General features: G+C 64.6%; 9 protein-coding genes. 7 read left to right on the top strand and 2 right to left on the bottom strand.

All coding sequences use genetic code 11. The features are described 5' to 3' along the window. Positions 1 to 22 precede the first annotated feature (22 nt). Together Y882_RS03505 and tdh are read right to left on the bottom strand one after the other, a co-directional pair. Positions 23 to 3,742, bottom strand: coding sequence for a DUF748 domain-containing protein (locus tag Y882_RS03505; protein ID WP_046970491.1), 3,720 nt, complete (start codon positions 3,740 to 3,742; stop codon positions 23 to 25). Between the two features lie 167 nt (positions 3,743 to 3,909). Continuing rightward, complete coding sequence (tdh, locus tag Y882_RS03500; RefSeq protein ID WP_199727905.1) at positions 3,910 to 4,944, bottom strand: L-threonine 3-dehydrogenase; 1,035 nt, start codon at positions 4,942 to 4,944, stop codon at positions 3,910 to 3,912. Positions 4,945 to 5,086: 142 nt separating this feature from the next. Here tdh and Y882_RS03495 point away from each other — a divergent pair, with 142 nt between their 5' ends. The 7 genes from Y882_RS03495 (at position 5,087) to hflC (ending at position 13,481) form a co-directional block, all read left to right on the top strand. Then, complete coding sequence (locus tag Y882_RS03495) at positions 5,087 to 7,249, top strand: S46 family peptidase (RefSeq protein ID WP_046970490.1); 2,163 nt, start codon at positions 5,087 to 5,089, stop codon at positions 7,247 to 7,249. A gap of 181 nt (positions 7,250 to 7,430) precedes the next feature. Continuing rightward, complete coding sequence (locus Y882_RS03490) at positions 7,431 to 8,183, top strand: carbonic anhydrase family protein (RefSeq protein ID WP_046970489.1); 753 nt, start codon at positions 7,431 to 7,433, stop codon at positions 8,181 to 8,183. Between the two features lie 117 nt (positions 8,184 to 8,300). After that, positions 8,301 to 9,248, top strand: coding sequence for a tRNA (adenosine(37)-N6)-dimethylallyltransferase MiaA (miaA, locus tag Y882_RS03485; RefSeq protein ID WP_046970488.1), 948 nt, complete (start codon positions 8,301 to 8,303; stop codon positions 9,246 to 9,248). 159 nt (positions 9,249 to 9,407) lie between these two features. Then, a complete protein-coding gene (hfq, locus tag Y882_RS03480; RefSeq protein ID WP_046970487.1) occupies positions 9,408 to 9,677 on the top strand; it encodes an RNA chaperone Hfq in 270 nt (89 codons plus the stop codon). A 150-nt stretch (positions 9,678 to 9,827) separates the two neighbouring features. Then, positions 9,828 to 11,153 carry a ribosome rescue GTPase HflX gene (gene hflX / locus Y882_RS03475; protein ID WP_046970486.1) on the top strand — a complete coding sequence of 442 codons (1,326 nt, stop codon included), beginning with the start codon at positions 9,828 to 9,830 and terminating at the stop codon, positions 11,151 to 11,153. A 280-nt stretch (positions 11,154 to 11,433) separates the two neighbouring features. After that, positions 11,434 to 12,615 carry an FtsH protease activity modulator HflK gene (gene hflK / locus Y882_RS03470; protein ID WP_046970485.1) on the top strand — a complete coding sequence of 394 codons (1,182 nt, stop codon included), beginning with the start codon at positions 11,434 to 11,436 and terminating at the stop codon, positions 12,613 to 12,615. Then, positions 12,612 to 13,481 (top strand): protease modulator HflC, encoded by an 870-nt coding sequence (gene hflC, locus Y882_RS03465; RefSeq protein ID WP_046970484.1) that lies wholly within the window; start codon positions 12,612 to 12,614, stop codon positions 13,479 to 13,481. The genes hflK and hflC overlap by 4 nt, the downstream gene beginning before the upstream one ends. Positions 13,482 to 13,490: the final 9 nt, after the last annotated feature.

Below are 13,490 nucleotides of genomic sequence, written 5' to 3'. Positions count from 1 at the left end.
AGGGGAGAGGGAGCAAAGCACTTCACCCTTGATGCAAGCCGAATTCCACCCGCGTGGTCTTGCCCTTGTCGTCAATATCCTTGGTATCCATCTTGGGATCCTTGATCGAGACCCGCTTGTCGTCGATCTTGCCCTTCAACCAGGTCTGCACCGCCGTGGCGCGACGCTGCGCGAGGTCGCGCATGGCGGCATCGTCGACGGCGACATTGGTTTCCATCAGGCTGCGCATCTCGTCCGGTTCCAGCGACTTCTTCAGGCCGATGATGTTCTTGGGCTTGCCCTTGAAGTCATCGTCCTTATAGGCACGCTTGAGGTACTTCTCGTACTCGTCGGGCGTCACGTTGACCGAGGCGAGTGCGGCGTCCGAGGTATCGGCGTTCTTGCCGTCCTGGTCCAGCGCCTTGGCGCGGCGGACCATATTGTCCACCGTCACCTTGCGCAGGCCGTCCTGATCCTTGGACGGATCGATGCGACCGATCAGGTCCAGGTTCAAGGTGTTCTTCTGGTTGAGCATGGCCACGACTTTGCCGAGGCGATCCTGCGCGTTCTTGTCCAGCACGGCCGAGCCTGCATCGAACTCCACGTAGCCCAGGTCCTCATGGCTGCCGCCGCCGAAGGCTGCGCCGAGCAGACGGAACGGCGCCGTGGCGGCCTTGGCGATCAGGTTGCCGATGGCGCGCCAGATCAGGCCGCCCATGCTGAACTGCGGATCGTCGAGTGAGCCCGATACCGGCACGTCCACGTCGATATTGCCCTGCGTGTCCTTGAGCAGGGCCACCGCGAGCTTGACCGGCATGTGCTTGATGCCCGGGCTTTCATCGCGTTCGCCGAAAGTCAGCTGGGTGATGAAGATGTGGTTGTCGGCATTGAGCTTGCGCTGGTCCAGCGTGTAATGGACGTCCATCGTCAGCTTGCCCGCTGTGATGGGATAGCCGGTGTACTTGGTGGAGTAGGCGCTGAGCCCGGTCAGCTCGACTTCGTTGGCCTTGCCCTTGATGTCGAGGAAGGCCACCGGCTGCAGCGGATTGATGGTGCCGTCGATATCGACCGGCGAGTTGTCGTTGAGCGCTGCCTGCACCGACACTTCGGCCGGCGGATCACCCGGCGTGGTGGCAATGGTGCCGATCTTGCCGGTCACCTTGGTCAGGTTGGCCGTGTAGTTGGGCTTGATGAAGTTGTCGGTGTAGTTGAGCTGGCCGTTGACCAGGGTGATGCCGCCGATGCGCACGTCCGCAGGCGGTGTCGCTGGCGCATTGGCTGCAGGCACGATGGCCGTGGTGGTGGTGCCCTTGGTGGTCTTGGACGTCGCCGCGGCGGTTGCGGTGGCAGGTGCCGGTGCAGTAGCCGCAGGTGCCGGGGTGGGCGGCACGGCCGCGCCGGAAGGCTGCTCGTTGGCTGCGCGTGTCACCGACACCGGCGCGGCTTCGGGGTTGGCGATCACTTCGGAGAGGTTCAAGGTGCCGTTCGCATTGACGATCATGCGCGCGTAAAAAGAGCTGAGCACGAGTGTGCCCATGTGCAGGCGCGGTGCACCCGAGCCATAGGCCACATCCAGGTTCGAGCTGCTCATCGTGCGCCAGCGCAGGAAATCATCACCGGTGAGCTTGTCCTGGATGCGCACCTGTTCCAGCGCCGCGTTGCCCTTGAAGGTGAACTTCGGCTCCGTTGTCCGTCCGTCGTAATGCAGTTTGCCGTTGCTGGTGACGCGCGCGGTGGAGATCACCACGTTCAACGGCACGCTGATGTACGGCTGGAAGTCGGTGATATCGAGCCGCTTGGTGTCGATCTGCAGGTCGGCCATGGTCGGCAGCGGCTGCATCTTGCCGTTGGCGGTGAAGCTGCCTTTGCCCACCGTGCCCGCCAACTTCATCTCGCGCGGTTCGTTGAGCTTGTCGCTGAGGTTGTCCATCGAGCCGCTGACGGCGTCGATCTTGATCTTCACCGGCTTGTCGCCGGCTGCCATATCGGTGAAGGCAACGGCGGCGTTGTCGAAGGCCAGATGCGCCACGCTCCAGTGCCACGGCGGACCGCTGGCTGCGACGGGCTTCTTCGGCGCGTCCTTGGCGGCGAACAGATCGACCAGGCTGATGTACTTCTTGCTGTCGCGCTGCACGTCCAGGCCGAGGCCAGTGGCCTTCACCGTGCCCAACTGCGCAGTCTGCGTGGCGAGGTCGACCTGGATGATCTCCGCTTCCATCGTGTTCCAGGACACGGGCGAGCCATGTCCCTTGAATTGCGGCTCCATCGCAAAGTCGGTCACCGTGGCATGCGCGTCGGCGAGATGGACGTTGAACGGCGTGCCCCAGTCCACTTGCAGCTGGCCGTTGGCATCGAGCTTGCCCTTGGTCAATCGTGCGTTGATGCCTTGATAGGTGGCAGCCTGCAGCGGCGCCATGTCGATCTGCTTGAGGTTCAACGCGGCGACCAGCTTGTTCTTGGCCAGATCCACCGTGCCTTTCATGCCGAGCTCGCCGCCGAAGAACTGCGCCGTCACATCGAGCTTCGCCACGGGCGCCGCCTGCAGACTCAGGCCCTGCATGCTGCCGCGCAGATTGCCCAGGTCGATCTTGCTGCCGGCAGCGTCGATGTAATGGATGGCGCTGTTGGTGAGCGTCATCGAGGCGATGCGCAGATCGGTAGGCTCGGCCTTTTTGTCCGCATCGGCTTTGGCCGGCGGCGCCGTGAGCGTGTCGAAATTGCTGTGGCCGCCGGCAGCGGCGGTGTAGTAGAGCTGTGCGCGGTCGAGCACGAGCGCGCCCAACACATAACGCGATGTCAGCGGCTGCACGTCGTTGAGATCGGCCGTGCCCTTGCCCAGGCTGAGGATCGCCTGGCCGTTGCTGCTGTTGAGCACGAAGTCATCGATCTGCAGCTTGCCGGTGAGCTGCAGCTGCGGCGTGGGCTTGGCCTGCACGAAATGCAGCACCAGATCGCCGCTGAGCAGGCCCTTGGGAATGGCCACCGGCAGGGTGGTGGGCGCATAACCGATGTAGCGCGCCAGATCGAGACGATCCAGGCGGAAATTGATGGTGGAATCGCGACTGTCGGCAAACGGCTTGGTGTGGCCTTCGACACGCAGCGGGCTGCCGTCCACGCTCATCGATAGCAGTGGCTGCACGAACACGTCGGTATCGCTGGGCAGGTTGGCGATGAACGGAATGCCCAGCTCCAGCTGTTCGACGTGATGGTTGGCCTTCATCGCCTCATCGGCGAACTGGATATCGCCCGCGTGCACCGTGATATTGGAAAGTGCAAAGCGGGTCGGCGCCGCCTTCGGGTCGGAAGGCGTGGCGTTGAAGCGATCGATGATGTCGCTGAAATTGAAGCGCTGGTCGCCCGTGCGCACGATGCGGATGCGCGGATGCTGCACGGTCAGCTGATCCAGCACCGGTGCCATGCGGAAGACCGAGGCCCACGATGCATTGATCACGGCCTGGTCCACATCGACGAAGGCTGACTTGCCGTCGCTGTCGGCGATATGCAGCTGGTCCAGCTGCAGCCGCAAGGTATACGGGTTCAGATGCACGGCGCCCAGCGTGACCGGGCGTTGCAGCGCGGCGCTGGCGCGTTTCTCGATCTGACTGCGGATGATCGATGGCGCGGCAAGAAAGCCGAGGATGCCGAACACAATCACCACGATCGCAACGATCAGAGCGATCTTGCGCGTGCGATGCGATTGGTAGACGGCGATGGCGCGGTCGCGTCCCGCGGCCAAGTGACGATTGCTGAATAGATCAGCCATGCGGACGATGCTCCCGTGCCATCGCGCGCCGACCGTACCGAAGCCCTTGGGCCGGGTACCTTCACAATCCCAGCGATTAGTCGGCCGCCTTGACCGAAGTGTACTAGGGCGGCCGACCTTTCAGGTTGGAATTCCCGCAGGAAATTCCGAGGTGTGACAGGGTTCGCTCAGCTCCAGGAACAGACGACCTTGCCGCACTTGCCGGCTTCCATCAGATCGAAGCCCTTCTGGAAATCGTCGATGTGAATCTGGTGCGTCAGGACTTTCTGCAGCGGGAAGCCGGTGAGCACCATCTGGGTCATCTTGTACCAGGTCTCGTACATGCGACGGCCGTAGATGCCCTGCATGGTGAGGCCCTTGAAGATCACCTTGTCCCAGTCGATGCCGGCGCCCTTGGGCAGGATGCCGAGCAGGGCGATCTTGCCGCCGTGGTACATGCAATCGAGCATGTCGTTGAAGGCGCGCGGGTTGCCGCTCATTTCCAGGCCCACGTCGAAGCCTTCCATGTGCAGGTCCTTCATCACGTCCTTCAGCGACTGGTTGGCCACGTTCACCACGCGGGTGGCGCCCATGTCCGCCGCCAGCTTCAGGCGGTAGTCGTTCACGTCGGTGACGACCACGTTACGGGCGCCCACGTGCTTGGCGATGCCCGCGGCGATGATGCCGATCGGGCCGGCGCCGGTGATCAGCACGTCTTCGCCGATCAGGTCGAACTCCAGCGCGCAATGCGCGGCGTTGCCGTAGGGGTCGAAGAAGGCGGCCAGTTCGGACGGGATCTGGTCCGGGATCGGCCACAGGTTCGAGGCCGGCATGGTCATGTATTCGGCGAACGCGCCATTGCGGTTCACGCCGATGCCCACGGTGTTCGGGCACAGGTGCTGGCGGCCCGCGCGGCAGTTGCGGCAATGGCCGCACACGATGTGGCCCTCGGCCGACACGCGGTCGCCGATCTTGTAGCCGGTCACGCCCGGGCCGATCTCCACGATGCGGCCGACGAATTCATGACCGATGGTGAGGCCGGGCTTGATGGTGCGCTGGGACCACTCGTCCCACTTGTAGATGTGCAGGTCGGTGCCGCAGATCGCGGTCTTTTCCAGCTTGATCAGCACCTCGTTGGGGCCGACCTCGGGAACAGGCACTTCTTCCATCCAGATGCCCTGTTCGGGGTTGCGCTTGACCAGGGCTTTCATCATCTGAGGCATGGGATTTCCGTGGGGAAGGGCGGGAAAACGGACATTATAGAAGCCTGGGCAGGGCGCCGGCTTCGTGCAGTGCAGCGTTGCCCCCGGACCGGCCAGGGATTATGGTCGCAATTTTTTGCGACAACCCGGGTCGGAAACAGGCATGAAACGACGGACATTCACGCTGCTGGCGGCAACATGGGGCTTGATGATGGCCATTCCTACCCACGCTGACGAAGGCATGTGGATGCCCTCGCAGCTGCCTTCCATCGGCAAGCAGCTGCATGCGGCGGGCTTCCAGGGCAACCCGGCCGATCTCGCCGACCTGACCAAGGCGCCGCTGAGCGCGGTGGTGAAGGTGGGTGGCGCCACCGGTTCCTTCATCAGCGACGATGGGCTGGTGTTGACCAACCACCACGTCGCATTCGGCGTGATCCAGTACAACAGCAATGCGCAGCGCGATCTGATCCAGAACGGTTTCGTCTCGCACGAGCGCGCGGAAGAGCTGCCGGCCAATCCGGATTTCCGCCTGCGCGTGACCACCGGCTTCGACAAGGTCAGCGACCAGGTGCTGGCGGCGGCGAAGGGCAAGACCGGGCGTGCCTACTTCGATGCGATCGATGCCATCAGCAAAACCCTGGTGGCCGACTGCGAGCGCGAAGCGGGCGTGCGCTGCAGCGTGGTCAATATGTTCTATGGCCGCGACTTCTACCTGGTCAAGCAGCTCGAGCTGCGCGACCTGCGGCTGGTCTACGCGCCGCCGCGCGCCATCGGCAACTACGGCGACGAAGTGGACAACTTCGTGTGGCCGCGCCATGCGGGCGACTTCACCTTGTTGCGTGCTTACGTGAGCCCCGATGGCAAGCCGGCGGACTACGCCAAGGACAACGTCCCTTATCACCCGCCTGCGCACCTGCAGGTGGCACGCGATGGCGTGCGCGACGGGGACTTCGTGATGCTGGCGGGTTATCCCGGTACCACCTATCGCCATCGCACGGCGGCAGAGTTTGCCGATCAGGTGCAGTGGCGATTGCCCACCACGGTGGCCGTGATGCAGCAGTTGCAGCATGTGATCGAGGAAGCCGGTCGCGATGATCGTCCGGCCGCCATCCGCTATGCCTCGCAACTGCAATCGCTGAAGAACAACATCAAACGCTATGAAGGCGAGTTGGATGGCCTCAAGCGCAGCGATGCGGTGAGCATCCGCCGCACGGACGAGGACGCGATGATGGCGTGGCTGGCGGCGCAGCCGCAGGCCGGTACGCTGCGTCCGCAGATCGACGAGGTCAATCGCCTGATTGCCACCGCCAACGCGATGCGCGAACGCGATCTGCTGTTGGGCATGATGCAGACGCAAACGCAGTTGCTGCGTTCGGCCCTCATCCTGCAGCGACTCGCTTACGAGCGCGGCCAGGCGGATGCCCAACGCGAGGCGGGTTACCAGCAGCGCGACGAGGAACTGATCGCCGGCACGCTGCGACAGGTGCAGCGCCGCTACGATCCGGTGGTCGAGAAGCGACTGTTGACGGCCCTGCTGACGCGCTATCAGGCCTTGCCCGACGCACAACGCCTGCCGGAATGGGACGCAGTGTTCGGACGCACACCCGACGCCTTGTCGCACAAGCTCGATCAGGTCTACGCGGCCACGCAGCTTGGCGAGGAAGCCAAGCGGCTGGCCTGGCTGACGGCGGAGCCGACGACAGTGGGCAAGTCCGAAGACGCGCTGCTGAAGCTTGCCGCACAACTGCAGCCTGCCTTGCTGCGTGTGGAGAACGAGCGCAAATCGCGCGAAGGCGACCTGCTGCGTCTTCGTCCCGCCTATATGGACTCGCTGATTGCCTATCGCGAAAAGCAGGGGCGCGCCGTCTACCCCGATGCCAACAGCACGTTGCGCGTGAGCTACGGGAAGGTCACGCCGCTGAAGGCGCGCGATGCCGTTTCCTATGAGCCGCAGACGACGACCGGCGGCATCGTGGAGAAAAACACCGGCGCGGCGCCGTTCGATGCGCCCAAACCCTTGCTCGACGCCATCGCCAAGGGCGAGTACGAGGGCTACGCGGATGCCAGGACCAAGGCCATGCCGGTCGACTTCCTGAGCAACCTGGACACCACCGGCGGCAACTCGGGTTCGCCCGTGTTGAACGCCAAGGGCGAGCTGGTGGGCCTCAACTTCGATAGCAACTGGGAAGCGGTGAGCGCGAGCTGGATGTTCGACCCACGCTACAAGCGCGCCATCCACGTCGACCTGCGCTATATGCGCTGGCTGATGGACAAGGTGTATCCGGCGCCGCAGTTGTTGAAGGAGATGGGTGTGCCGGGGCGCTGAGCCACGGCGACCCCATCGCCTCGCCTGTCTGTGGGAGCGCACCCTGTGCGCGACTGGCGCCTCGACAGGGCGCGGCCGTCGCGCACAGGGTGCGCTCCCACAGGTTCCCGCCGAAGTGAGGTTCACACCGGTTTCATCCCCCCGGGCGTGCAGTAGTTCCTTCCTTTAGGGAGGGGACGTTATGCAGCATGACGATGCTTGTTGCGCCGGCGCGACGGACCCCGCACGCCGCTCGCTGTTGAAATCTGCCATGGGCGCCGCCGCATTTGTCGCGGTGGGTGGCGTGCCCTGGCTCATGCCTGGTCTGGCACAGGCTGCTGCTTTGACCAAGGAGCAGCGCGATGCGATGACGCCGGATCAGGTCATCGCCATGCTCAAGGAGGGCAACGAGCGATTCCGCGCAGGCAAGATGCAGGGCCATGACTATCTGGCCCAGAAGCGGGCCAGCGCCAGCGGGCAATACCCCGCCGCGGTGATCCTCAGCTGCATCGACTCGCGCGCACCCGCCGAAATCATCCTCGACGCAGGCATCGGCGATACGTTCAATGCGCGTGTGGCCGGCAATATCGCCAACGACGACATGTTGGGCAGCATGGAGTTTGCCTGCGCCGTCGCGGGAGCCAAGCTTGTGCTGGTGATGGGGCACACCGCCTGCGGCGCCATCAAGGGCGCCATCGACAACGCCAAGCTCGGCAACCTCACCGGCCTGCTCGACAAGATCAAGCCGGCCGTCGCGGCCACCCAGTTCAATGGCGAGCATTCGAGCAAGAACGACGCTTACGTCGATGCTGTGGCCGCGACCAATGTGCGCCAGACGGTGGCGGACATTCGTCGGCGCAGCGAGGTGCTGGCTGGCCTGGAGAAGGACGGCAAGATCAAGATCGTCGGTTCGATGTATCAGCTGGTGGGCGGCAAGGTGGAGTTCTACAGCTAGGCGCGCATCTCTTGTAGGAGCGCACCCTGTGCGCGACCGCCTGCGCAGCAGGCGGTGTTCGCGCACAGGGTGCGCTCCTACAGTGAGGGTTGTCGGCTTCGCCGCTAGAATGGCCTGATGCCGATCGATCAGCGCCCCCTGGCCGTATTCCTGATGGGCCCGACCGCGTCGGGCAAGACCGCGCTCGCGTGCGCCCTGAGCGATCAATTCCCGCTCGATCTGGTCAGCGTCGATTCCGCCCTGGTCTATCGCGGCCTCAATATCGGCGCGGCCAAACCGGATGCGCCGACGCTGGCGCGCTATCCGCATCGACTGATCGATATCCGCGATCCGGCCGAGCCTTACTCGGCGGCGGATTTCCGCGGCGATGCCGTGGCTGCCATGCAGGACATCACGGCGCAGGGCAGGGTGCCGCTGCTGGTTGGTGGTACGGGGCTCTATTTCCGCGCGCTCCAGCAAGGCCTTTCGCAGTTGCCCGAAGCCGACCCGAGTGTGCGCGAGCGCCTTGCGGCGCAAGCGGCGTTGGATGGATGGCCGGCGCTGCATGCGCGTCTGCAGCAGCTCGATCCCTCGGCCGCCGAGCGCATCGGGCCCAACGACGCCCAGCGCATCCAGCGCGCGCTGGAGGTGATCGAGCTGACCGGTCGCCCCTTGTCGGAACAACAGCGTGGCGGCAGCGGCGAGCGCTTTCCGTGGCGCGTGCTCAAGCTGGCGCTGGTGCCGCAGGACCGTGCGCCCTTGCACGAACGCATCGCACAACGTTTCGACACGATGTTGCGAGACGGCTTTCTCGACGAAGTCCGCGCCCTGCGTGCCCGTGGCGACCTGCACGCCGACCTCCCGGCCATACGCGCCGTCGGCTACCGGCAGGCCTGGGATTATCTGGACGGCCAAACCAGCGAAGCGGAATTTCGTGACCGCGGCGTGTTCGCGACACGCCAGCTGGCCAAGCGGCAGATCACCTGGCTACGCAGTGTGCTCGATGCGCGGATGCTCGATCCGGAGCGTGCTGAGACGCGGAATCTTGCCGAAGATGCGTTGCGTCTGTTCCTCGGCGAACAATAGTGTGCCGCTCAGTTCTCTAAACACCAATTTCACACCTGACGAAAGCTGCATTCGCCCTTTCATCAACGATTTAAAAGTGGTTAATATTCCTCCGCCTTGGACCGGGGCGCGTCATGCGTCTTTTATCCCGGTCCGTCCGTTGCGAGGGGAGAACAAGAAATGTCCAAAGGGCAATCATTGCAAGATCCGTTTCTTAATGCGCTGCGCCGCGAACGCGTTCCGGTCGCTATTTACCTGGTCAATGGCATCAAGCTGCAGGGCACGATCGAGTCGTTCGATCAGTTCGTGGTGCTGCTGCGCAACCAGGTAAGCCAGATGGTCTACAAACACGCCATCTCCACCGTAGTACCCAGCCGCAACGTGCGCATGGGCAATGGCCACGACGGTCCGGGCGATGCGCCGGGCGGTGCCGCTGAAGCGGAAGCTTGATTACGACGGGCGGTCGACCCATCTGAGTAGGGTAGGCGCCGCGGCATTATCGGCCGGCGGCGTATCCACATACACTTCCCACTCCGATCCGTGCCGTGGACCGTCCTAAGGTCCGCGGCATCGCGTCTTCATAAAGGTCTTCCCGCCCTCGTGTTTGATCGTCAAAAGAAAGGCGAACGCGCCGTCCTCGTGCTCCCGCATTCCCGTGGCGAGGGCGATACAGCGCGGCGTGCCGAAGAATTCGCCGAGCTGGTGCGCTCGGCTGGCGCCGAGATCCTCGGCAGCATCCCGGCCCGCGTGGTGGAACCCAATCCGCGCTATTACATCGGCACCGGCAAGGCCGACGAGGTGGCTGAGGCCGCCCGGGCGCTCGAGGCCGACCTGGTGCTGGTCGATCACCTGCTGACCCCGGTGCAGGAGCGCAACCTCGAAAAGCTGCTCAATGTGCGCGTGGTCGACCGTGCCGGGCTGATCCTGGACATCTTTGCCCAGCGCGCCCGTTCGCACGAAGGCAAGCTCGAAGTGGAGCTGGCCCAGCTCAAGCATCTTGCGACGCGACTGGTGCGCGGCTGGACTCACCTTGACGCCCAGCGCGGCGGTGCCATCGGCAACCGCGGCCCGGGCGAAACCCAGCTGGAAACCGACCGCCGCCTGCTCGCCGAGCGCGTAAAAATGCTGACCAAGCGCCTGGAAAAGGTGCAGACCCAGCGCGTCCAGCAGCGCCGCGCGCGCCTGCGCAACACGGTGCCGAGGGTCGCCCTGGTGGGCTACACCAATGCCGGCAAATCCACCTTGTTCAACGTGTTGACCGAAGGCGAGGTGTTCGCCGCCGACCTGCTGTTCGCCACGCTGGACCCGACCGTGCGCAAGCTCGATGGGCTGTCCTGCGGTCCGGCGGTGCTGGCCGACACGGTGGGCTTCATCCGCGAGCTGCCGCATGACCTGGTCGCCGCTTTCCGCGGCACCCTGGCTGAAGCACGCGACGCCGACTTGCTGCTCCACGTTAGCGATGCCGCCGACGAAGAGCGCGAGCGCCTCGCCCGCGTGGTCGACAACGTGCTCGAGGAAATCGACGCCGGCGACCTGCCGCAGCTGCGGGTGATGAACAAGATCGACCTGGCCGGTACCGAGCCGCGCATCGACCGCGACGCCGAGGGCCGTCCCACCACCGTGTGGCTGTCGGCTGCCAGCGGGCAGGGCCTGGACCTGCTTCGGCAGGCCCTGGGCGAGCTGCTCGGTGGCGAGCGCGTGCAGTCCGAACTGCGCCTGCCGCATAGCGCCGGCCGCCTGCATGCCCGGCTCAAGGCCGCCGGCGCCATCGTCGGCGAAGAGGTGGATGAGGACGGCTGGCGCTTGCATATCGATGCCCCGCGCAGCGTGATTGCGCCGTTGAGCGGCGGTAGCGCCAGCGAGGCAGCCTTGCTCCAGCCCATCCTTGGCACGGCCGAAGAGGCCTTGCAGGACAGCACCCTCTAACCAACGTAACCCCTGTGGGAGCGCACCCTGTGCGCGACAGGCGCCCGAGCGCCTCGCGAAAACCGGTCGTCGGGTTGACCTTGCGGGGCTAGTCGCGCACAGGGTGCGCTCCCACAAGGGGAGGGAATCCCTGGCGGGCTCTGTTAGAATGGTCGCTGTTTGTGTGCGGCCATTCGCGCTCGCGCGGTACCCATCAAGCAGCCGACCCTATGTCCAAACCCGTTCAACGCGCTTTCCGGCCAACGCAGCCGGCCTCCCAGCGGCCTTAAGGAGACTGACCATGGCCTGGAACGAACCCGGCAACGGGCAACGTGATCCGTGGAACAGGAACCGCCAGCCTGGCAACAAGCCTGGCCTGGAGGACATGCTCAGGCAGCTGCGCAACCGCCTGGGCAAGCTCGGCGGCGGCGCCGGCGGCATCTTCACCATCCTGCTGGCCTTCCTGATCGTGTGGATCGCCATGAGCAGCTTCACCATCGTGGATGCGCGCCAGGGCGGCGTGGTGCTGCGCTTTGGCCAGTACGCCCGCACGCTGCAGCCGGGCTTCCACCTGAAGTTTCCGAGCCCCATTGAAACGGTGACCAAGGTCGGCACCACCGAGATCCGTTCGGTGTCCGACAAGGTGCGCATGCTGACCAGCGACGAGAACATCATCTCGGTCGACTTCAACGTGCAGTACCAGGTGGCCGACGCCCGCAAGTTCCTCTTCTCGCTGAGCGGTCCGCCGGAAGACACGCTGCGCCAGGCCGCCGAAGCCGCCGTGCGTACGGTGGTGGGCGCCAATGTGATGGACAACATCCTCACCAGCCAGGGCGAAGGCGAGGCCGTTGCGCCGGCCCCGGTCAGTACCGTGGCGGGCGCTTCGTCCGTGGCGGCACCGGCTCCCGTGCCTGCACTGACCACCGGCGTGAAGGCCCAGACGCGCGACACCCTGCAGCAGCAGACGCGCGAAATCCTGCAGGCCACGCTGGACGAATACGACGCCGGCCTGGTGGTCACCGACGTGAGCTTCCAGAACGTCGCCCCGCCGCAGGAAGTGAAGGACGCCTTCGACGACGTCAACGCCGCGCGCGAAGACAAGCAGGGCACCGAGAACAACGCCCGCGCCTACGCCAGTCAGGTGGTGCCGGTGGCCCGCGGCGATGCCTCGCGCATTTCCGCCGAAGCCCAGGGTTATGCCGCTGCACGTGTGGCCACCGCTACCGGTGACGCCTCGCGCTTCAACCTCATCCTCAAGGAATACAAGGCTGCGCCGGATGTCACGCGCCGTCGCCTGTGGCTGGAAACCGTCGAGGACGTGATGTCGAACAATCCCAAGGTGCTCGATGGTTCCGGCGGCCGCAACATGATCTACCTGCCGCTCGATCGCGCAACCGGCAAGGACGTGCCGAACGTCGGCTCGGTGATGCAATCGGCGGCCGGCAGCGACAGCAGCCTCGGCGGCAAGGAGAAGCAGCCATGAAAGTAGGCGCAGCCATCATCGCCGTGCTAATCGTGTTGCTCGGCTTCAACAGTTTGTTTGTAGTGCACGAAGGGCAGACCGCACTGGTGCTGCAGTTCGGCCGCATCGTGCGCACCGGCGACCAGCCGGGCCTGCACGCCAAGTTGCCGTTCATCCAGCAGGTGATGACGTTCGACAACCGCATCCTCACTTTGGAAGCGCCGCCCGAGCGTTACTTCACCTCCGAGAAGAAGAGCGTCAACGTCGACTTCTACGTGAAGTGGCGCATTGCCGACAACGCCGCCTATTACCGCGCCACCGCCGGCGACGAGCTGCAGGCAGCCAATCGCCTCACGCCGATCGTGAAGGATGCGCTGCGCTTCGAGTTCAACGGCCGCACCTTGCAGGAGCTGGTCTCGGCCGGCCGCAAGGACGTCACCGAGCGCGTGCGCAAACAGACCGACGCGGCGTCCCGCAAGAACTTCGGCATTGCCGTGGTCGACGTGCGCATCAAGCGCATCGATCTGCCCGACGAAGTGAGCGAGTCGGTGTACAAGCGCATGCGCGCCGAGCGTTCGCAGCTCGCCAACGAATTGCGTTACACCGGCCAGCAGGCCGCCGAGACGATCAAGGCCGACGCCGATCGCCAGGCCCAGGTCGTGAAGGCGGAAGCCGAGCGCGATGCCGCCAAGGTGAAGGGCGAGGGCGATGCCCAGGCCGCGGCGATCTACGCCCAGGCTTACGGCCAGGACCCGGAGTTCTTCGCGTTTTATCGAAGCCTGGCCGCGTACCGTACGTCCTTCAAGGACGGCAAGGGCGTGCTGGTGCTGCGACCGGATTCGGAATTCCTGAAGTATTTCAGCGACGGCGCATCGTCCAAGCATTGAGTGGTAAGG

It is taken from the genome of Dyella japonica DSM 16301, assembly GCF_001010355.1.
Lineage (GTDB): Bacteria > Pseudomonadota > Gammaproteobacteria > Xanthomonadales > Rhodanobacteraceae > Dyella > Dyella japonica.
Note: the sequence above shows the minus strand (reverse complement) of the source record. Positions and strands in the feature narration are given on the sequence as shown.